This window comes from Paenibacillus lacisediminis, assembly GCF_046567315.2.
On the sequence record NZ_JBKIAX020000005.1, the window covers coordinates 198,458 to 219,642 of the forward strand.

Consider the following 21,185-nt stretch of genomic DNA (forward strand, 5'->3'; position numbering starts at 1 on the left):
TCCAATTGATGGATATCTCTGGAATAACGCCATTTTTTGCCTTTATGTTTTGCTGGAGTTTGTCAAGTACCGTTTTTGGTTTTGAGCCCGTCTAAACTCATCCACCTTACTTTTTATACAAATCTTATTCGCCGTTGTTTCAGTCATAACAATTTGGCCATATATTAAGTAAGACTATTAAAATTTAATAGAATAGAGGAGTGAATCACCTAAATGCGTATCCGATTGCATAGGAGCAGAAAGCTGATGAGTTTGCTGTTGGCTATCGCAATGCTCCTGAGTATCTTCGTTCCATTCGGTCCTGTGCACATGGTACAAGCTTCCCCCCAAAATGATCAGGTCGTGATCAGCCAGGTGTACGGAGGTGGAGGGAATAGCGGGGCGGTGTACACCCACGACTTCATCGAATTGTTTAATCCTACAGACCAAGCCGTTGATCTTACAGGCTGGAAGGTACGTTATGCCAGCGCAGCAGGTAATTTTACGAACGCAACTTCACTAAGCGGTATTATAGGGCCTCAACAATATCTATTAATTCAGCAAAACGGCGGTTCCACGGGGAATCCTCTCCCCGCGCCGGACCTGACAGGGAACCTCAATCTGAGCGGAACCAACGGCAAAGTGGATCTGGTTAACGCAGCGGATGAACGGATCGACTTGATCGGCTACGGTACCGCAAACGATTATGAAACCGGCGCGACGGCAGCCTTGTCCAACGGCACGGCCGCGATCCGCAAGGAATTGGCCACGGGCCAATCCGGAAACCGTGGTCTGGATACGGATAACAACGCCGAGGATTTTACGATCGCGGCGCCGGAGCCCAGAAACAGCGCGTATACGGATTCGCCGTCAAACCCCGGCAATAGCCTGGGGCCTGTGACGGCCAACCCGGAACCAAACGCCTGGCCGGCCGGGACAGAGATTACGCTGAGCCCCCCTACAGTGACCGCTTCGGTCTATGCGGCTGTCTATCTGCCGGGCGATCCTGAAGCAGAATTCCAGCCGGTGAACGGTCCGCTCGTGATCAACGGGCCGGCACGGATCGATGCCTACGCCGCCATGGACGGCATTCCGGATGGGCCGGTCACCTCGTTTGAATACGAGGTTTTGACGAAAACGCCGGTTGCCGAAGCACGCGGCAAGGCTAAAGGCGACAACGTTTGGACGGAAGGCATCATTACGCATATCGAAGGCAGAGAAACTTATATTGAGGACGATACGGCCGGCATCGTGCTTTACGACTACCCGCTTAATGCGGGTGTTGGTGATCGGGTCAGCGTGGCCGGCGTAATGGACATCTACAACAACCTGCAGGAGATCAAGCCGCATGCCCTGCTGCCGCATGAGGTCACGGGCAGCAATGTCGGATCGCCGGAGCCCCTCCGGATCAGCGGAGCGAATCTCGCCCCGGATCAAGGAGAAGCTTATGAGGCAAGATTGGTCTCCCTGGAAAATGTCTTCATCAAGTCCGAAAACCGGGCGGGCGAATATACGGCCGTACAGGACGGCCACGAATTCATTATTTATTCCGGCCTGTCCAAGCTGGAACCAGGCAAAACCTTCAGCCGCGTGACGGGCGTGGTAAAGCAGTATGGCAGTGTCTATGAGCTGATCCCGCTGAGTGACGGTGCTTTGATCGAAGACATGTTCTCCGTAATCGCTAGTCCGGGAGCAGGTCCGATCATCACCGGCAGTACGGTTACGTTATCCAGCCCGACTGCGGGCGCAAGCATCTATTATACGGTGGACGGGACTGAGCCGACAACGGCAAGCACGCTTTACAGCGCGCCGATCCAAGTGGATCGCGATATGACGATCAAGGCGATCGTCGTTTCCGGCACAGATGTAAGCAAAGTGTATGATTTTGCTTATACGGCCACTGAGCAGCCGCGGATCGCGGACATTCAGGGTGAAGGGCATATGTCGCCTTATAACGGCCAAACCGTCAAAGATATCGAAGGTATCGTCACGCAATACGGCTATACTTTCTCGAACGGAAGCATTAAAGGATTTTACATCCAGGATACCGCGCCGGACTCCAATCCGAATACGTCGGATGCGATTTTTGTTTACTCAATGAACAACAGCCGCCCTCAAGTGGGCGATGTCGTATCCGTCACCGGCAAAGTGGCGGAATATAATGAAGGAAGCTCCACGAATCTGACCACAACCCAGATTGAGCTTCAGTCCTACAGGACCATTGAGGAGAAGAAGCCGCTGCCGGAACCGGTCACGCTGGGCAAGGGCGGACGTCCGATCCCTGCGTCGATCATCGATAATGACGGTTTTCAGGTCTTTGATCCGGACGAGGATGCCATCGACTTCTATGAATCGCTGGAAGGGATGCGGGTAAGACTGCCGCAGCCAACAATTATTAGTCCATATTGGACGAGCAATGGCACCTACAATATTCCAACCCGGGTCGAAAACGATGTACCGGACGTCATTACGCCGGCTGGCGGTCTGGTGCTGAAGGAGCAGAGGAATTTCAACCCGCAGCGCCTGCTTGTTGCCTACGGCAATCCGGGACAGGAAGTGAGCACGGGCGATACGTTCGCGGATGACGTGATTGGCGTTATCGGGTACAACAGCGGGAATTTCAAAGTGATTCCTGGATTAGGCGGGCTGCCTGCCATCAACAGCGGTTCTTATGAACAAGAGGTATCCACGATCGAGGTGAAGGACGATCAGTTGAGAGTAGCGACCTACAATATCGAGAATTTCTATCCGGGTGTAGGCTCCGCCAAAATCAACAAGCTTGCGGAATCCATGGTCCGGAACCTGAAATCCCCGGATATCATCACCTTAGTTGAAGTCCAGGACAATAACGGGGAAAAAAATGACGGGACAACGGCGGCGGATCAGAGCTACCAAGCCTTGATCACCGCCATTCGGGCAGCCGGCGGACCGGCTTACAGCTACACGGACATCGAACCGGTTAATAACAACGATGGAGGAGCGCCGGGGGCGAATATCCGGGTAGGCTTCCTTTATAACCCTGAACGCGTCCAATTGTCGGATAGCATCCTTGGTAAAAAAGGCTCCTCCACCGATGCGGTGGTCTATGACGCGGCCAAGGATCAACTGAACTATAATCCGGGCCGGATCGATCCGATGAACAGCGCGTTTGAGGCTTCCCGTAAGCCGCTCGCCGCACAGTTTGAATTCCGCGGCGAAAAAGTGATCGTGATTGCCAATCATTTCAATTCGAAGTCCGGCGATCAGGGGCCGTTCGGCAATACACAGCCGCCGCTTCTCTCCAGCGAAGCCCAGCGCCACCAAATTGCGGCTGTCGTGAACGGATTCGTGAAAGATGTCCTGAAGGACAATCCTGAGGCCAATATCATCGCCATGGGCGACTTGAACGATTTCCAATTTACCCAAACCGGGACGATCCTGAAAGGAAACGAGCTCGACAACCTGATCGAAACGCTGCCGTTGGAAGAACAATACACATACACCTATGACGGCAACTCGCAGGTGCTGGACCATATTCTGGTTAGCAAAAACCTGACCCGGTCCGCCAATGTGGATGTGGTTCATCTCAACGCGGATTTTGCCCCGTCCAAAGGCCGCGTGTCCGACCACGATCCGGTCGTAGCACAGATTGAACTCCAAGGCGGGGCGGCTGGCGGATTCCCGCTGACGATCCTGCATACGAATGACACGCATGCAAATCTGGATACCGTCAGTTCACCGGATAACATCGCGCGCCGGGTGGCGGCCATCCGGGAGGAAAAAGCAGGCGCGATCAACCCGCTGCTCGTGGATGCGGGCGATGTGTTCTCCGGTACACTGTACTTTAATCAATACCTGGGGCAGGCGGATCTGGAGTTTATGAATTTGGCGCAGTACGATGCGATGACCTTTGGCAACCACGAGTTCGATAAAGGGTCCGAGGTGCTGAACAAGTTTATCGAGAATGCCAGCTTCCCGTTTGTCTCTGCGAACGTGAATTTTTCGGCGGATCCTCTTTTGCGGGAAAAATTCAAGAATGAAGTCTCGCGGAATGCGAAAGCCGGCAACATCTACCCGGCAATGATTACGGAGGCGGACGGCCAGCAGGTAGGTTTGTTCGGCCTGACTACCGAGGACACGGCTAATATTTCGTCTCCGGGGCTCGTTACGTTTGACAACGCGGTGCAAAAAGCGAAGGACACCGTTGCGATGCTGCAAAACGAAGGTGTCAACAAAATTATCGTACTGTCGCATCTGGGTTATGACGTTGACGTGAACCTGGCCAAAGCGGTGGAAGGCATCGACATCATCGTCGGCGGCCACAGCCATACCAAGCTGGATCAAGCCGTGGTGGACCGCACCGGCAGCGCTCCGAAGCTGATTGTGCAGACCGGTGAAAAAGGCCAGTTCCTGGGCAAGCTCGAAGTCGTCTTCAACGACGAAGGCGTCCTGCAGGAATGGAACAGCCGCTTGATCTCCATTGACGAGAAGGACGCAGACGGGCAGTATGTCATCAAACCCGACCAGGAAGCGCTGGACATTCTGAACACGAAGTACAAACCGGGGGTCCAGCAGCTTATGCAGGCGGAAGTCGGTTTGACGGAAGTGAAGCTGAACGGGGTTCGCGCCGATGTGCGGACGAAGGAAACCAATCTCGGCAATCTGATTGCGGACGGTATGCTGAATGCGGCGCAAGCGGCCGGTACGAACGCGGTGATCGCCCTGCAAAACGGGGGAGGCATCCGCGAGTCGATCGAAGCCGGCAAGGTCACGATGGGCGGCGTCATGACGGTGCTTCCGTTCAATAACGATTTGGTGACCATTACGCTGACAGGACAGGAAATCAAAGAGGCGCTGGAAAACGGGGTGTCCAAAATCCCTGCGCAGGACGGGCGGTTCCCGCATATCGCCGGCATGAGATTTTATTATGATTCAACCAAATCGCCGGGAGAGCGGGTGCTCCGCATCGAGGTGAAGGGCAAGAACGGCTATGAGCCGATCAATCCGAACCAAACGTACGAGGTGGCCACGAATGCATTTACCGCCAAGGGCGGTGATTTCTATGCTTCGCTGGAGCGGGCTTATTTGGAAGGACGCGTGAACCTGCTTTATCTGCCGGACTACGAGGTATTTTCGAACTATGTGAAAAAGATTGGCACCATTACGGCCGCAACCTCGGCTGTGGAGGGACGGATCGTTGATTTGAAAGGAGCTCCGCTCCCTGAAGAGCCTGGGAAACCGGGCACACCAGGCAAACCGAGCAAGCCGGGAGATTCGGGCAATTCAAACAAGCCAAGCACCTCGGGGCAAACAACACCTCCGGCAACGACTCCGGTACCTGGTTCGACAACACCGGCCGAGCCGGGTAAAGTACAGGTGCAGGTTCAGGTCGAACAAGGCGAGGCCACAGGCACGGTGACCGGGGCAGCCATGAAGGAAGCTTTGAAGCAGTCTTCGGGCGGTAAAGTTACGATTGAAGCCGTAAGCACAGAGCCGGTTCAGTCCGCTTCCATTACGGTGGAAAACGAGGCGCTGCAAGCTTGGCTTGCCGGGTCGGACGCTCAGGTGTTGAATGTTGTAACGCCTCTCGGAAGCTACGACTTGCCGAAGCAGGAAGTTCATCTGCAAGCTTTGGCGAATGAGACAGGCACCGACACGGCCGGTGTCCGGCTGGTAATCGGGGTGAACGTGGATGCCGATGCGCTTAAGGCCGCGGCGTCTAAAGGTTACCGCGGGCTGCAAGCGGTGAAGTATAGCGTGGCAGCACAAGCCGGAGACGGCAAAACCGTTGCGCTGAATGAGTACGCATCCTACGTGAAACGATCGATATTGCTGGAACAGCCTGGTCCATCCGCTTCGCTTGCGGTGGTGCGCCTGGACGGCGGCGGTTATACGCCGGTACCGTTCAAAGTGAACGGGCAGCAGATCGATATCTACAGCCAGGCGAACGGGACCTATCTGGTGATCGAGAACGCGGTTACGTTCCGGGATATTGCTTCCCACTGGTCTAAGGCGGATGTCGAATCCCTCGCCGCCAAGCTGATCGTCACCGGGCGCACGCAGCAAACCTACGTGCCGGATGCCCCGGTCACGCGGGCCGAGTTCGCAGCGCTGATCGTGAGAGCCCTGGGGCTGTCCACTTCAGAAGGGACGGGATTCTTCGAGGATGTAGCGGCGTCCGACTGGCACGCTGGTCAAATCCAGGCGGCCGTGAAGTCGGGCATCGTGGGCGGATATGCTGATGGCACGTTCAGACCGGATCGGACGATCACGCGGGAAGAGATGGCCGTGATGGTATTCAAGGCGCTTGAATACGCCGGATACCAGCGCGGCAGCGCTCCGCAGGCCGCTTTCGCCGACGGGGCCGAGGTCGGCGCTTGGGCCGAAGAAGCGGTGCAAGTCCTGAATGGGCTCGATATCGTAAACGGCGACAGCCGCAAGCGATTCGCGCCGAAGGCGAACATGACAAGAGGCGAAAGCGCCGCCGTGCTCAACCGGATGATACGGGAACTGACGTATGAGAAGTAAGAGGAAAGCCGGGCATTTGCCCGGCTTTTTTTGAACCTTATAGAATTTATAAAAATTTCGGGCATGGCAGAGGGCGATCCGCAGGTAGAGAGGGGGAGGAGAAGAGGGACCTGGGGGGCTAAGGGACACCAGAGCCGTTATTTGCGAAAAAATGGGAGTTTGCAAAATGTAACGGACATAGATGACGTTATTTACCTCAAATTGTCCTGGATGAACGGGTTTAGAGCGAAATAGGGTCGCCTGTGTCCGTTAGGCTGGGAAATACCCGGGAAATGGGTGGATAAGGTCGCTGGTGTCCGTTAGAGCCGCGTCCAAAGTTGAGGAAGAGCCTCCAATCGCTTCAAAGTAGAAGTCAGAGCCACTAAAGACGCCGTCAGGCGTTTTTCTCATGCTCCACTGGCATAAAAAATGGCTCATGCGGATACATTGCGGCATGAGCCATTTTGAATCCAGTCTGTTAGTGTGACTGTCAGTGCTCCTGAATTAAAGCTCTGACTTCGTCTGCGGAAAGTTCGGTCATGTCTGCAATAGTCGAAACGTCGAAGCCACTTCAGCCGTTTATTTGAGCGGCATCGGAAGGAGTATAAACTCATTATTCCTATTGCCGTTTTTACGGCGGACGAAGTCAAGGAGGAGAAGAATACGCTGGAGATGGGCACGCCGCAGCAGTCAATTTTGCGGTTTGAATTTATGAAGGTGGAGCTGCGGAAGCAACCCTGGCGGCAATTTATCGATTCCGGCAATCCGGTGGCTGCTGCACTGCTGGCGAAAATGGGCTATACTAAGGGAGAAGAGCGAGAAATACGCCTGGCGTATTTACGGATGATTTTACGGCTACAAGGAAAGTTGGATGATGCGCGAATGGCCTTGCTCATGTCGGTAGCGGATCAGTATTTCAATGCCGATCCCGAGCAAGACAAGCAGTTGCTGGAAGAGTTGAAAGAACAATACCCGGAGGTAGGTGAGTCTATTATGAAACTGATGCCTGCGTGGAGTCGTAGGGGGTACGAGGAAGGCTTGAAGGAAGGTTTGGAAGAAGGCTTGGAGAAAGGGATTGAGAAAGGGATTGAGCAAGGAATTGAGAAGGGCAGAGAGCAAGGCATAGCCGTGGGCATGGAAAAGGGAATCGAGAAAACTGCCCTCAATATGCTTCGCGAGGGAGTGGAGATTTCGCTGGTTGCCAAAGTTACGGGGCTGTCTGAAGAGCATGTCGTGAAGCTGAAGAAAACAAGCCCCATAAAATGAACTGAACTACTCCGCCCAATACTGCAAAATGTACCTCAATTCGGTTTATTGGTTCCATTGAGAATGGAACAACTCCATGCCGTCTTTACCACCACGAGAAAAATTTAAATAGTTATTATGCCCATTATTCAGTATAATTTTGTATGAATGCTTACGAAGAATGAACCCTTCAGGAGAGGATTAACGATCTAATGAATGTAGCAGTAAATAAACCAGCAAAAACAAACCGGCGCTCCAAATCGTCTCCGCCGCCCGTCCGCATTTTTTCGCTTGGCGGCATCGGCGAAATCGGCAAAAACATGTACGGCATCGAATACAGGGATGAAATCATCCTGATTGATGCCGGCCTTAAATTTCCGGATTCCCGGCTTTCGGGGATCGACTGCATTATTCCGGATATTCGTTATTTGATTGATAACAAACATAAAATGAAAGGGCTTTTTTTGACGCACGGTCATGAAGACCATATCGGGGCCATTCCCTTTGTGCTTCGCCAGCTGCAGATTCCGATTTACGGCGGGCCGCTTACGATCGGTTTGGTCAAGGCGAAATTGGAAGAATACCGGCTGCAGGGTGAGGCGGAGCTGCATGTTTTTCATGAGGAGGACCGCTTTAAGTTTAACCATTTGGCTGTGCATTTTTTCCGGACGACACACAGCATTCCCGACGCATTTGGCATCGTGGTCGATACGCCTTACGGCTCCGTCGTACATACGGGGGACTTTAAGTTTGATTTCACGCCGGAGGACCGTCCGGCCGACCTGTTCAAAATGGCCAGCGTCGGCGGAGAAGGCGTACTGGCGCTGCTGGCCGACAGCACCAACAGCGAGAAGGAAGGGTTCACTCCTTCCGAACGCCGCGTCGGCGACGCGATCCTGGACTCATTCCGCGGCTGCAAAGGGCGGATTTTATTCGCCACGTTTGCGTCCAACGTCCATCGGCTTCAGCAGGTTGTGGAGGCGGCGGCGCTGTGCAACCGGAAAATTGTCGTCATCGGCCGCAGCATGGAGAAGGTATTTGCCATCGGACAGGATCTGGGGTATATTCGCGTACCGGAAGGCATGCTGGTTGATGTGAAGCATATCGACCGGTTTGAGGACCGGCAGATTTTGATCGTATGCACGGGCAGCCAAGGCGAACCCAATGCTGCCTTAAGCCGGATCGCCTCGGGCGCTCATCGCCATGTGCAGGTTTATCCCGGGGACACGGTGATTTATTCTTCATCCCCGATCCCGGGCAATGCGCCGAACATCAACCGGAGCATCGACGCGTTGCTGCGGGCCGGGGCGCACGTCATTTATGGCTCGATTTTCGATATCCATACGTCCGGTCACGGCAACCGCGAAGATTTGAAGCTGATGCTCAGCTTTATCCGGCCGAAATATTTTATCCCGATTCACGGCGAATACCGCATGCTGCTGAACCATCGCAATTTGGCGCTGCAGACGGGCATTCACGAGGACCGCGTGTTTATCCTGAACATCGGCGACACGCTGTCGGTGTTCCGCAACCGGGCCAAACGGGGCAAAACGATCCCGTCCGGCGAAGTGTTCATCAGCAACGGAGAGATGCGCACCTTCGAAGATGAGCTGCTGGTCGAGCGGATGGAATTGGCTCAGGAAGGTATCGTGATCGTGGTCATGACGGTGGACCGGAACACTAGGCAGATTTTGGCGGGACCCGACATCGTGACGCGCGGTTTCGTCTATATGCAGGATGCCAGACCGCTGTTGCGGCGGGCTGAGGCACAACTGAAGCGGAGCCTGAACCGGATGCGGGACAAGGAATATGACCGCAAAGCCTGGCTGCGGGCGACTCAGCAGGTGATGCGGAGGTATTTTATGAAAGAGGTTGGCCGAACGCCGCATATCATGCCTTCCATTTTGGAGGTATAAAGCTAGGTCGACAGGAGCTTCCCGAATCAGGGAGGTTCCTTTTTTTAAATTGACCCTTGATTCATAGTTTCATATAATGTGTAAAAATATAGTAAAAATGGGGCGGGAGGGAGAGAGGAATGACGGAAACATCAACGATACGTTCGGTAATCAGCCATCAGTTGGAGATGAAAGGCTACTCGCTGAACAGCTTTTCCAATCGCTCGGGAATCAATCGCGGAACGCTCAGCGCGATTTTAAACGGCAATCCTCCCAAACCGATCTCGATCGGTCAGTTGGATTCCATTACTGAAGCCCTTGATCAGCCTCCCGGGAAATACTATTCGTTTTATATCGACGAATGTATCAATACGAATCATCCGAACCGGCGGCGGTTGAAGGCGTTTTTGCTGCGGTGCGCGGAAATTGGGGAGTTGGCAAGGATTGAGGAAGTATTATCGCGTGTAACGGAGGACCTGTCCTATCTCCCGATGGTTTTTGCGACCGGCGAAGAGCTGTATGCGAGCGGCAATTATGAAGCGGCGATTCTTTTCTACTATAGCGTCTGCGAAAATGAGAAGTATCAGCATGCCGAGCGGCTGGCGATCAGCCAGTATAGGCTGTTCCGCTTATCCATCGGCGACGATGCGGAAAAAAACTTGCGGGCCGCCACCTGGTTCGAGCCGTACCGCAACCGTCTGCCCGAGGATATTCAGCTCGACGGGCTGCTGCATTTGGCCAATGTGTATTACACGCTGCGGCGGTGGAAGTACGTCGAAGTTTTTGCCTATGAACTGCGGGCTCTGGCTACGAACATCTATGAGTGCAACAAAAAAAACCGGGGTTTTTTCGATGGGGCCAGATCGGAGCGCGAGCTGGTGGTGTATTACGGCCAAAGCTTTTTGCTTAAAGGATCGGCGCTGGAGCACCAGGGCAAATACGGCGAAGCGCTGGATTGCGTTGACGGCTATGCGGATCTAAGCTGGTTCGAGGGCTTAAACGAAACCGGCCGGGCAGAGGTGGCGAAGTTTAAAATCTGGGCCAAAGCGAACAGGTACAATTTGGAGGTATTGAACGGCAACGAAGCGATTCTCCCGGAATACGTGGCGTTCCTGAAAAACCATCCGCATGAAGTTCTCCCCAGCTTGCGAATCATCGTCGAGGCGGCGAATATTAACAATTTTTTGATAGACGATGTATTAAAAGAGTTTTCAGTTAGTACAAATTTATATAGCCGGTCCGATAATTACTATGTTTCGCTGGTCAACAAGGATCGTTATCTCGACTTGATTTACCAGCTGGCGATTTACCATTTTCGCCACAAGGAGATCGCTGCCGGGTTGGAGAAGTTGTTATATGCCCTAAGCTATGGGATTTCTCTCAACAACAAGGAGCATTTCTTTAAGATGGTTCCTTGGTTCGAGCAGCATAGGGGGCAAGCTTCGGCTCAGCAGCTGAAAGATTATGAAACATTGATGGGAGTGGTGTTAAAAGATGCGGAATTGGGTTCTGGCCTTCGTGTTGGTGATTAGTTTGGGCGCCGGCATCGTTGGGATTACGCCTCCATCCGGCGGAACAACGGCTTGGGAGAACGGGGTTGGGGGGTAATTTTCCCTTAGAAACATAACTGGTTATTGAAATGTTAAAGTCGATCCATCTAGGGTTAAAAGCCCTGGCATTTCGGCTTTTTTTATTGGATTTTTAAGCTGGTAGTGGAAATATGGTGTTATTTAAGTGCAACAAACAAAATTTTACCAAGGAAATATTTGCAATTTCGTTCTACTCGAGTAAAATGAAATCACAGATATTCTACTGCAGTAAAACGCCTTGGCAAAGGAGATTAGCCATGCAAATAAAGTTATTCGATTCTGAACTAAAGATAATGGATGTTCTTTGGAAAAACGGCGATACAACAGCAAAGCAAATTGCGGAAACCCTGAAAGAGCAAGTCGGATGGAATAAAACCACGACTTACACCCTAATCAAAAGATGCATCGACAAGGGGGCTATTAAGCGCATTGAGCCGAATTTTCTATGCCATCCCCTTGTGTCCATTGAACAGGCAAGAGAACTTGAAACAACGGAACTAATCAACAAAATGTATGATGGTGCTGCCGATCAGCTTGTCGCTTCCATTTTAGGACGTAAAAACCTGTCTGCGGAAGAAATCGAAAGACTAAAGCAGCTTGTTAACAGACTCGAGTAAGGGGGATGGTTATGAGCCTGTTAAAAATGAGCTTTTCGGCTGCTATCCTTATTCTGGTCATAGTGGTAATCCGTGCGTTGCTACTGCACAAGCTGCCCAAAAAGACCTTTCTTGCACTGTGGGGAGTAGTCTTATGCCGCTTGTTGATGCCCTTTTCTATCCCGTCAAGGTTCAGTATTTTTACTATTGCGGATATATTGAAAAACAGATTTTATGAAGCGGATTTGACTCTAACAGGAATGTCTGTTTCCCCTAACCATATGGCTATTACAGAAACCATTCCAACCTTGCCGGAAGCGGTGCCTGAAAATAATTCGCTTGTATTAGTGATTTGGCTTATTGGTTTGTTAGCCTGCGCCTTGTTTTTTCTTGTAACACATCTTCGTTGCCGCAGGGAGTATAAAACCGCGCTTCCGGTTGACAATGCGTTTCTGAAGCTCTGGCAGCAGAAGCATTCAACAAGGCGAAATGTTCAAATCCGGCAGTCGGATAAGATTGCCTCGCCGCTGACCTATGGAATATTCCGGCCCGTAATACTTCTGCCTAAGCAAACGGATTGGACGGATGAAACCCGGCTGCGCTATATCCTAACGCATGAGTTTGTGCATATCCGGCGCTTTGACACGTTTACCAAGTTATTGCTGGTTAGTGCATTATGTCTGCACTGGTTTAATCCTTTTGTATGGCTGATGTATGTGCTGGCAAACCGGGATATTGAACTGTCCTGTGACGAAACCGTTGTGAGAACATTTGGGGGAAATATGAAATCTTCTTATGCTCTGACCTTGATCGAGTTAGAGGAAAAGAAGAACCAACTTACACCTCTTGTAAACAATTTTAGTAAAAATGCGATCGAAGAAAGGATTGTGTCTATTATGAAAATTAAGAAGCATTCGATAGCAGTAATATTTGTTGCCGCTCTGCTTGTAGTAGGTGCTACAGCGGTGTTTGCATCAACCTATCCATCAGAAAACGAACCAAATACAGGTATAGCTATTGCTGATACCAATACGTCCAGCTACGAAGCCGAATCGTATGAAAAATACGAACCATTTGGTTTAACTGCGGATTTAGACCATGACAATCTATATTACGAGGGCCAGTTAGTGCGTATTTTTGAGGATGAAATCCCGTTTACTGACGGTGCAAGTGCTAAAACCTCTCACTATACTCAGGAAGGAACTATTGATGTAAAAGTGATAAGAAATACTGACCTTTCTATTATGAAAATTCAGCAAAATAGTCAACAAGAATTTGAATCAAGAGATTTAGCTTCTTTTGAAGTTCAGGCAAGCGATAAGGTCGTTGGTGCAGCTACGGTAAATCAAACTTCAGATGAAAAAGCAGAAGATATCTTTGCTCCTTATAAAGATTTTGGACTTGAATATGACGCTGACAAAGACCGCCTGATCTACAAGGGGCAAACCGTAAGAACATTCGCAGATGTTTTTAATGCTGAAGGTGAGATGATTTCAAGATTTGATGAAGAAGGTGTTATCAATGTCAATACAATACGGGATTTAACAAACGGAGATAAACTGACTGGCTTGGAGACACAAATACCGACTGAATGAGATATAGTATCGTTGATACAACCAGTAGGCAGACCGAGTTGTTATTATTGCCGCTAATTTTCGCCTGTTTCAAAGGATTTTGCGGATTGCCAGCAATAAGGGAAAGCACGTCTGAACATCGACGGAAGCAACGCTGGTCCTAAACCTTGGCGACACGTTGCCAGTGGTGCATTATCCATGTCTTCCATTTTAGAAGTATAATTCAAGATTGACAGGAGCTTTTCGAATAAGGGAGGCTTCTTTTTTTACTTTATAGAATTTATTAACTCAACTTTCGCAGCAAAAAATCGGCAGACAAGCCTTGATTTAGCTGGGTAAAGCAGCAATCCAGTGCCGAAGTTGACGCTGAATCAGAGGCGGACAGTGTCTTCCCTAAATCGGGCAAGCAACTCGACCGCTTTGCTGCGATTCCGCTCAAACATGGAAGCATGGAAGCGCCAACGATGAAGAGGACGTTACGATCCGCCGAGGTCAGCGCATCTACCTTTTGCACCGTAGCCGTTTCGAGCAGTGGCTCAAATCGACGCCAGGTGGGGGGCTATCTAAAGGGTTCGTGTCTTGGTGTCTTGGTGTCCCTGCCTGCTGCTTGCCTTTGCACGATTATCCCTTTCGTTCAGAGAGCAGGGAGTAGGTGGGGGGGCTAGAGCAAGGGTTCCCAAAAAAGAGAGAAGAAAAAGAGAGAAGAAAAAGAGAGAAGGAAAAAATGAGGCGGTTCAGGTGAGATTTTCGGCTTGATAAAGGAACGTACGTTTGGTATAATGAAATAAATAGAACACACGTTCGCAAATTCTTGATTTGGAGGGCGAGCGAACATGGAGGTCAATGCAGGAACGGAACTTCAACCATTCACCAGCCGTTATAACAGCGAGCAGGCCTGCATGGAGGCGCTGATCGCGATGAAGTGGCCGAACGGCTTCGTCTGCTCGCGCTACCGCTCACACACGGTGCAGTCGTCTGACTTCCCGGCGTATCCTCTTGTTCGAGTGCGGAAGGTGCGCGCATCAAACGTCGGCTTTGGTCGGTACGATTTTTTGAACGAACGCATCTGCCCCTGCCCAAGTGGTTCAAGGCACTGGAGTTGTTCCTGCTTGAGGGCGGCATCTCGGCGATTCGGCTGAGCCAGGTGATCCGGGTCACCTACAAAACCGCCTGGTGATGCTGCACAAAATACGCCATGCCGCCCTAGAATTCGATGCCCAGGAGCTGCTCTGCGGAGACGTGAAGGTGAACAGCGATCTGTATGGGCGCAATCCGTCCCGGTGTCAGTTTCTGCACCCGTATGCCACGGCGGTCATAGCGGGATGCACGGTCACGGAGTCGGGCGAGCCGGAGTAGGTCAAAATCCGCCTGATACCTCATAAGAGAGGAGACGGAAAAAGAGCAAACTGTCACGAACTCGCCGCGTTCATCAACGGGCATGTGGATGTCCGTACATCGGCGGTACAATCGCTCCTTCTAGCCTAGCGGCTGTATGCGCCTTTGCGGAAAGTGGTGAGAGAGGCGTGGGAATCACTGAAGAGTACATTTGTAGCCTTGGGACTGAAGCATCTGCAGGCGTACCTAAACGAATACACCGGACGCCGCCGGCTGCACCTGCCCGGAGCGAAAGAAACGATGCGGCAGAATTTACTGCGCATGTGTGTGGCGATTCCGGCGCTCCCTTACCGCCGGCTGATCGCACGCCAACCGAATCAGCCCCTTGCGGCTGCGGCCTGATGGTGGCGCTTGGACGGTAGGTTAGCTTAATGCGAATCAACTTGCTTGGTGTGGGCTAACATGAACGGTACAGGCGTTGCTGCAGAGGGAAGGGTTCAGGCTACAGCAAAATCACGGTCTTTTCGTTTCCCTCGCGTCTTGTCCTTGATCTCCTGTCTTGACTCTTGTCCGTTCTGTTTCACCCCCCCTAAACCTGCTTTCTTCTTCTAAGAAGTCTCATTATCTCGAATCGATCAACTTCTTCACCAAATATTTTCTTCTTCCGAGCTTGTCTGTTTCTCTGCTACCCTGATCAAACGGGATAATCGTGCAAAGTCTCCAGACAGCGAGTGTTGATCTGCCGCCCAACCCACCGGTCTTCCCTGTCCTCAAGCTTTCTTCGCCCTTTCGCGTTTCTTGCCACGATCGGTTTTCGGCTTGACTGGTAAGCAAGGATGATAAGGTTGAGCCAGAAAAGAATACTATGATTCGTTTGGCAGTTGATTTAGGTCGGGCTGATGGTCTATAACAATGAAACACACCTCTTCTGTCTGATCGTAGAAGCTCGTCACTCTCGCTTTACCAAACGAAGCAGTGTTTTTCTATTTTGCCAGTCGACTATCTTAATTCTTTGAAAACCTTCAGCTCAAGGACTCAAGCTGATTTTTGCTCTGTGAAAGTTGAGTTATAAAATTTCGGGTCTGGTAGAGGGCGATGCGTAGGTAGAGAGGGGAGGAGAAGAGTAATCTGGAGGCTAAGGGACACCAGAGCCGTTATTTGAGGAAAAACGGAGGTTTGCAAAGTGTAACGGACACAGAAGACCTTATTTACCTCAAATCGTCCTGGATGAACTGGTTTAGAGCGAAATAAAGGTATGTAGGTCCGTTAGGCTGGGAAATACCCGGGAAATAGGCGGATAAGGCCGCTGGTGTCCGTTAGAGCAGCCAAAGTAGAGGCCAGAGCCATTAAAGGACGCCGTCAGGGTTTTTTTTATTGCCTCGGATGCTGCTCAAGCGAAGATGCGGGAGCGTCCTTTTTTATAAAAAATCGTAAATTTTTAGGATTACACTAGCGTTTAAGAAGTTTCAACCTTAATGTTTCGCTGAGCAAAAAGCGGCTGCAAGGGCATTAAGGACACGCGGAAATCCTGTGTATGGAATCAACTGAATGATGCCTTCAACAATTTGAGCTGCTGTTAATCCGAATGTAAGACCTGTGTTAATATGCATTTCCAACTGTGGCTCTGTACCCTGGGTTACAAGAGATGAAATGGTAACTAGCGCACGTTGTTCATACGCAAATTCAATAATGTATTTTGCTACATCTGGAGCAATGTCCTTGAGATCATCCGAGATCTTGAGGTGGGTAGATATTTCATCATGGTTTGGCAGAGTGTACTCCATCAATTTATCGAAGCCGTGTTGGTACCGGTTTTTATCCATTTTACCGTCCTCCTGAAAGTGTGTGTTTTGCTGACAGGAGATACTATACCTCAGTTTCTTCCAGGTGTTCTTTATATAGCGATGAAATGTACGTTATGAATTCGCGTACCGCATATGAGATATACTTTCCTTTCTTTAAAATAATCCCTAATTTCCATGGGATAGCAAGCCATCGTGATGGATGGCGGTTACACCGCGCAATAACGCAAGCAGCGACAGCCATGGGAAGGGAAAATAACCTTCCGGGCTGTCGCTGTTCGATTGAACTATGGTATCACGTCGGCATAACGGACATCACGCTTCCGATGTGCCGGTTAGCTTAGGTTTGTTACTCCGCGAACGCAGGGACAAAGCGAACATCGCCGGGATCAGGGCAATGGCGACGCCAACCCCGCCGAGCCAACCGACCGCAGCAAGGGACATCCCTTCCACAATAATGCCGCCGATGACGGCCCCCGCAGCCATCCCCAACTGTACGATGGATGTGTTCAAGCTTAGGACGATCCCCGAAGCCTCCGGCGCCATGCCGATTAGGAAAACTTGCTGAACCGGTCCTGTCGACCAAGCGAAAAAGGCCCATAACATCAGCAAAGGCAGCACGAGGATAGTCGAATGGGGGAACGCCGCCAATAAAAATAAGACACCGGTGTGAAAAAGCAAGCCTCCGATCAGCGTGCGGGGGATTCCCCATTTATCCGCGCCGTAGCCGCCAACTTGGGAGCCAAGGAGACTGGCCAAGCCAAAGGCAAACAAAGCGATGCTTACCATTTGTTCGCTCATTCCCGTAATCGTCAGAAGGAACGGCGAGATATAGGTGTAGAGAATCGTGTATCCGAATATCCAGAAAAAACTGATGGACAAAGCCACGGAGATTCGGGGACTTTTCAGTAAGGAAAGTTGTTCGCGAATCGGAACGGGAGCATCTCCCTGCGCTTTGGGGATCGCCAGCAAAAGAACAAACATCGCGATCAGGCTAAGTACTCCGATACCCGTAAAGATCAGTTTCCAATCATAAGTGCCGGCAATAATCCTCCCCAGCGGAACCCCGAGAATGAGCGCGAGGTTAAAGCCCAGAAGAACGGTAGCGATGGCGCTGCCTTGCTTGCCGGGATGAGCGATCTTGGTCGAAACGGTCAGGGCGACGACCATAAATACCCCTGTGCTTATCGCCAAAATAATTCTCGCCCCGAACAGCATGGCGAAACCAGTCGTTGTGACGGTAATGACGTTGCCTGCGAAAAATAACGCTAGGGCCGCCAGCATCAGTTTTCTTCGCTCCATTCTAGCAGTGAGTGCAATTAGAATGGGAGTTCCGATCGCATAGGCAAGCGAGTAGACGCTGATGAGCTGCCCGGCCGCCGCTACCGATACCCCAATATCGCTTGCGACCATATCCAATATGCCGGCGATAACGAATTCCGAAGTTCCGACCAAAAAGCTGACAATGGCCAGCACATAAATTTTCCATGAGTTCCTCATGTGGTTCCTCTCCTTATTCATTTCATTTTTACATTTCTAGAACTATAGAAATCATGCTTAAAAAAAATTACGACAATAAATAAGGGGCGTATTTCTCCGCCATTTCCCGATTGACGCTATAGTAAATAAACGATCCGTCCTTGCGAAAATCAATCAAGCCGGAGTCCGTCAATTGCTTCAGATGATGCGATAGCGTTGAACCGGCAACCGATCCAAGTCTCTCGCCGACCGCGGTGAAGCATAAATAATCCTCTTTCGCGAGCAATAAAGCGATTTTCAGCCGGGTGGGTTCCCCCAAAGCTTTATACACTTTTACCGCTTGCCCGATATCTTCTTGAAGCTGCCCCATTTATGGTCTCCTTTCCACATGTTCTGTAGTTCTATAACTGTCGAAATCCATATTAGCATTGCGTTACTTAAAAGTAAAGGGGATTGTTCCCGGGATTTTTGAAAACGGTTTATTGACAAGTCGAATATTGTCGTTTATACTGGGGGCATACCTGCAGGGAAAGATATTTTTTTAAAGCATTACTGAAACGTTTCAGTATTGTTGAGACGATTTTTTTTGAACATTTACTGTAACGTTTCAGTAAACGCGAGCACATGAGAAAAAAGTTACCGGGGTGACGCAAAAATGAGTAACAAAGAGGCCGCAACAAGCATTATCAAGCTAGTGGGGGGAAAGAGCAATATTTCCAGCTTGATTCATTGCGCCACAAGGCTGCGCTTTGAACTAAACGACAGCTCTCTTGCCGATCGGGACGCGCTTAAAGCGCTGCCGGCGGTGCTCGGGGTAGTCGATTCTCAAGGGCAAACGATGGTGATTATCGGCCCGCAAGTGAATGAAATGTATGCCGAGATTATGCGGCAGTTAGAGACCGGCCCAGACGCACAAGCGCTGGACAGCGGTCCCGCCAACCCGGGGGATAGCGCTCCAACCACCGCCAAAGCCCCTAAAAAATCGTGGTTCGATAAGCTGCTTGCCACGATTTCGGCGATTTTTACGCCGTACATTCCCATTCTGGCGACCTCCGGGATTATTAAAGGTCTGATCGATATTTTGGCGCAATCCGGGATTCTCCCTAACACAAGCAATACGTATTTGATTCTGGCCGGTGCGGGCAACGCCTTGATTTATTTCTTTCCGATCCTGCTGGCGTTTACGGCCGCGCAAAAGTTTGGGGCCAGCCCTTATATTGGCGCGGTGATCGGTGCGGCTTTGATGGAGCCGAATATTACGGGGATTACGACAACGGGCAATGTGATCGACTTTTTGGGGATTCATTTTACCGCGATGAATTTTTCCAGCACCGTCATCCCGATCATTTTGGCGATTTGGGCCTACTCTTATCTGGACAAGCTGCTCAAAAGATTTTTGCCCAAAGCGCTCCAGTTCATCTTTGTACCGCTCCTGTCCGTGCTGATCATGGTTCCTTTGACTTTGATGGTGTTTGGGCCGGTCGGCGGATTTTTGGCTAATCTTGTCGCTGACGGATACGAGTTTTTCCTTAATTCCAATGTCATTATCTTTAATGCGATCTTCGGGGCTTTGTTTGTCTATGTCATTATGCTGGGCATACACTGGGTCGTCCTGCCTCTGCAGTTATCGTACCTGGCGGAACATGGCATGGAATACAGCCTCGGATCGGGCGGAATGGGCAACTATGCGCTGCTCGGAGTCTGCCTGGCCGTGATGGTGATTTCCAGAAACAAGGAAGAACGAACAATCGCCAGTTCCTCCGCCTTCGTCAATTTTCTGTCGGGCGTTACCGAACCCGGGTTGTACGGGGTGGTGATGAAGAACAAAAAATATTTCATCTCCTTGACGCTAGGCGGTTTGGCCGGAGGCATTATCTGCGGCGTGACCAAAACCTACATTACGAACTTTGCCTTTACCGGTTTGTTCGGATTGCCGGCATTCCTGTCGTCCCCGACCGCGCTGACTTATTTTATCGCCGTGGGCGTTACGCTGATCGTATCGTTTTTTACGACGGTTCTGTTAAGCAAGCAAAATATCCGGTTCAAAAAGCCGCAGGCATAAACGGGAGACGCCAACGTCGGGCAGCCGAAGCCGCAGATCGCGCAGACTCTTAAAACTACTCTATAATAAAAATAAAAACGGATGAATAGGCGCGAGGTGCAAATAGAAATGGCTACGATCAAGGATATTGCAAAACTGCTGGATATTTCGGTTTCGGCTGTGTCCATGGCTTTGAACGACAGTCCCGAAATCGGTGAGAAAACCAAAATCAAAGTAAGAGAAGCGGCAAAACAGTTGAACTATGTCAGAAACGGCTCGGCGATCGATCTACAGCGCAAAAAAACCAATGTGGTTCTGCTCATAACCGATAATCCGACCCGCCCGTATTTTACGGATTCCTTAACCGTCGTGCAAAATGAGCTGATGATGAAAAATATCGATTTGGTTATTATTACGGCAAACGACAAGCACAGAGGTACGGCGGAGCGGTTTATTTCCGAAAATAGAGCGGATGCCGTGATCTGTATGTCCAAGTTTATTTCCGACGAATTTGTCAATTTGTATGCCAACAAGAGCATGCCGATTTTTGTCATGGGCAGAGCGCCGGAGTTAATTGCGAACGAGAATGCGGTCAATGTCGCCCTGGATTATGAACGCGTCGGAGAGGATATTACGGAATATCTGATTGCGAAAGGGCACCGTAAAATCGCCTTCGTCAGGGGCAGCAAAACTTCGGTCGGGACGAGTTACCGGTATAAAGGCTACTTGCGAACTTTAAAAAGATATCAGCTTACGCTCGACAAGGAGCTCATTTTTGAGGCGCGCGGCAGCGATTACGACCATGGATACGGTGTTACGGAAAAAATCATCCGCAAAATCGCTTCCGGGCAGGTCGACGCGATTTTTTACGCCACTGACGATCTGGCGGTCGGCGGTTTGCAAAAGCTGCTGGAAAACGGAATTGCCGTGCCTGAGGATGTATCGATCGTAGGTTACAACAATTATCCGATTTCCAGAATGGTTACTCCCCCGATCACGACGGTGGACCTGCATCAGCAGAAGATTATGCGGAGAGTGGCCAAATCTTTGATCGCGATGATGGAAGGAAGCAAGACGAAAGCGGACGTGGTGAAAAAACTGCAAAAAGACGCTATTTTCCAATCGGAAATTATCGAAAGAGGTTCCGTTAAAAATAGAGAGTAA

14 protein-coding genes and 1 pseudogene are annotated in these 21,185 nt (G+C 50.7%); 11 read left to right on the forward strand and 4 right to left on the reverse strand.

What is annotated here, in order from left to right:
- The first annotated feature begins 246 nt into the window (after window positions 1-246).
- The 6 genes from ACLD72_RS12075 to ACLD72_RS12100 all read left to right on the forward strand — a co-directional run bounded on the left by ACLD72_RS12075 (window position 247) and on the right by ACLD72_RS12100 (window position 13,385).
- The gene (locus ACLD72_RS12075) at window positions 247-6,486 is read left to right on the forward strand and encodes a 5'-nucleotidase C-terminal domain-containing protein (RefSeq protein WP_410999667.1); all 6,240 of its coding nucleotides are present in this window, start codon (window positions 247-249) and stop codon (window positions 6,484-6,486) included.
- Between the two features lie 675 nt (window positions 6,487-7,161).
- Window positions 7,162-7,731 carry a hypothetical protein gene (locus ACLD72_RS12080; RefSeq protein ID WP_458475783.1) on the forward strand — a complete coding sequence of 190 codons (570 nt, stop codon included), beginning with the start codon at window positions 7,162-7,164 and terminating at the stop codon, window positions 7,729-7,731.
- A gap of 191 nt (window positions 7,732-7,922) precedes the next feature.
- Window positions 7,923-9,626: a ribonuclease J gene (locus tag ACLD72_RS12085; RefSeq protein ID WP_410999671.1), complete on the forward strand. Its 1,704-nt coding sequence runs from the start codon at window positions 7,923-7,925 to the stop codon at window positions 9,624-9,626.
- A 119-nt stretch (window positions 9,627-9,745) separates the two neighbouring features.
- Window positions 9,746-11,137 carry a helix-turn-helix domain-containing protein gene (locus ACLD72_RS12090; protein WP_410999673.1) on the forward strand — a complete coding sequence of 464 codons (1,392 nt, stop codon included), beginning with the start codon at window positions 9,746-9,748 and terminating at the stop codon, window positions 11,135-11,137.
- 314 nt (window positions 11,138-11,451) lie between these two features.
- Window positions 11,452-11,811, forward strand: coding sequence for a BlaI/MecI/CopY family transcriptional regulator (locus tag ACLD72_RS12095; RefSeq protein WP_410999675.1), 360 nt, complete (start codon window positions 11,452-11,454; stop codon window positions 11,809-11,811).
- 11 nt (window positions 11,812-11,822) lie between these two features.
- Window positions 11,823-13,385, forward strand: a complete 1,563-nt coding sequence (locus ACLD72_RS12100) for a M56 family metallopeptidase (RefSeq protein WP_410999677.1) — start codon at window positions 11,823-11,825, stop codon at window positions 13,383-13,385.
- 368 nt (window positions 13,386-13,753) lie between these two features.
- On the opposite strand, the pseudogene ACLD72_RS12105 reads toward ACLD72_RS12100, so the two are convergent.
- Window positions 13,754-13,914, reverse strand: a pseudogene (locus ACLD72_RS12105) (IS4 family transposase); the annotation flags it as partial.
- Window positions 13,915-14,197: 283 nt separating this feature from the next.
- Between ACLD72_RS12105 and ACLD72_RS12110 the strand changes: the two are divergent.
- The 3 genes from ACLD72_RS12110 to ACLD72_RS12120 all read left to right on the forward strand — a co-directional run bounded on the left by ACLD72_RS12110 (window position 14,198) and on the right by ACLD72_RS12120 (window position 15,101).
- Window positions 14,198-14,503, forward strand: a complete 306-nt coding sequence (locus tag ACLD72_RS12110; protein WP_410999679.1) for a hypothetical protein — start codon at window positions 14,198-14,200, stop codon at window positions 14,501-14,503.
- Between the two features lie 34 nt (window positions 14,504-14,537).
- Entirely contained in the window at window positions 14,538-14,720 is a 183-nt protein-coding gene (locus tag ACLD72_RS12115) for a hypothetical protein (protein WP_458475784.1), read from the forward strand.
- Between the two features lie 156 nt (window positions 14,721-14,876).
- A complete protein-coding gene (locus ACLD72_RS12120; RefSeq protein ID WP_458475785.1) occupies window positions 14,877-15,101 on the forward strand; it encodes a hypothetical protein in 225 nt (74 codons plus the stop codon).
- 1,070 nt (window positions 15,102-16,171) lie between these two features.
- On the opposite strand, the gene ACLD72_RS12125 is transcribed toward ACLD72_RS12120, so the two are convergent.
- The 3 genes from ACLD72_RS12125 to ACLD72_RS12135 form a co-directional block, all read right to left on the reverse strand.
- Entirely contained in the window at window positions 16,172-16,522 is a 351-nt protein-coding gene (locus ACLD72_RS12125; protein ID WP_410999681.1) for a carboxymuconolactone decarboxylase family protein, read from the reverse strand.
- A 294-nt stretch (window positions 16,523-16,816) separates the two neighbouring features.
- Entirely contained in the window at window positions 16,817-18,001 is a 1,185-nt protein-coding gene (locus ACLD72_RS12130) for an MFS transporter (protein ID WP_410999683.1), read from the reverse strand.
- 67 nt (window positions 18,002-18,068) lie between these two features.
- On the reverse strand, window positions 18,069-18,350 hold the full coding sequence (locus tag ACLD72_RS12135; protein WP_340928440.1) for an ArsR/SmtB family transcription factor: 282 nt from the start codon (window positions 18,348-18,350) through the stop codon (window positions 18,069-18,071).
- 285 nt (window positions 18,351-18,635) lie between these two features.
- Between ACLD72_RS12135 and ACLD72_RS12140 the strand changes: the two genes are divergently transcribed.
- The gene (locus ACLD72_RS12140) at window positions 18,636-20,042 is read left to right on the forward strand and encodes a PTS transporter subunit EIIC (RefSeq protein WP_410999685.1); all 1,407 of its coding nucleotides are present in this window, start codon (window positions 18,636-18,638) and stop codon (window positions 20,040-20,042) included.
- A 108-nt stretch (window positions 20,043-20,150) separates the two neighbouring features.
- Window positions 20,151-21,185, forward strand: a complete 1,035-nt coding sequence (locus ACLD72_RS12145) for a LacI family DNA-binding transcriptional regulator (protein ID WP_410999687.1) — start codon at window positions 20,151-20,153, stop codon at window positions 21,183-21,185.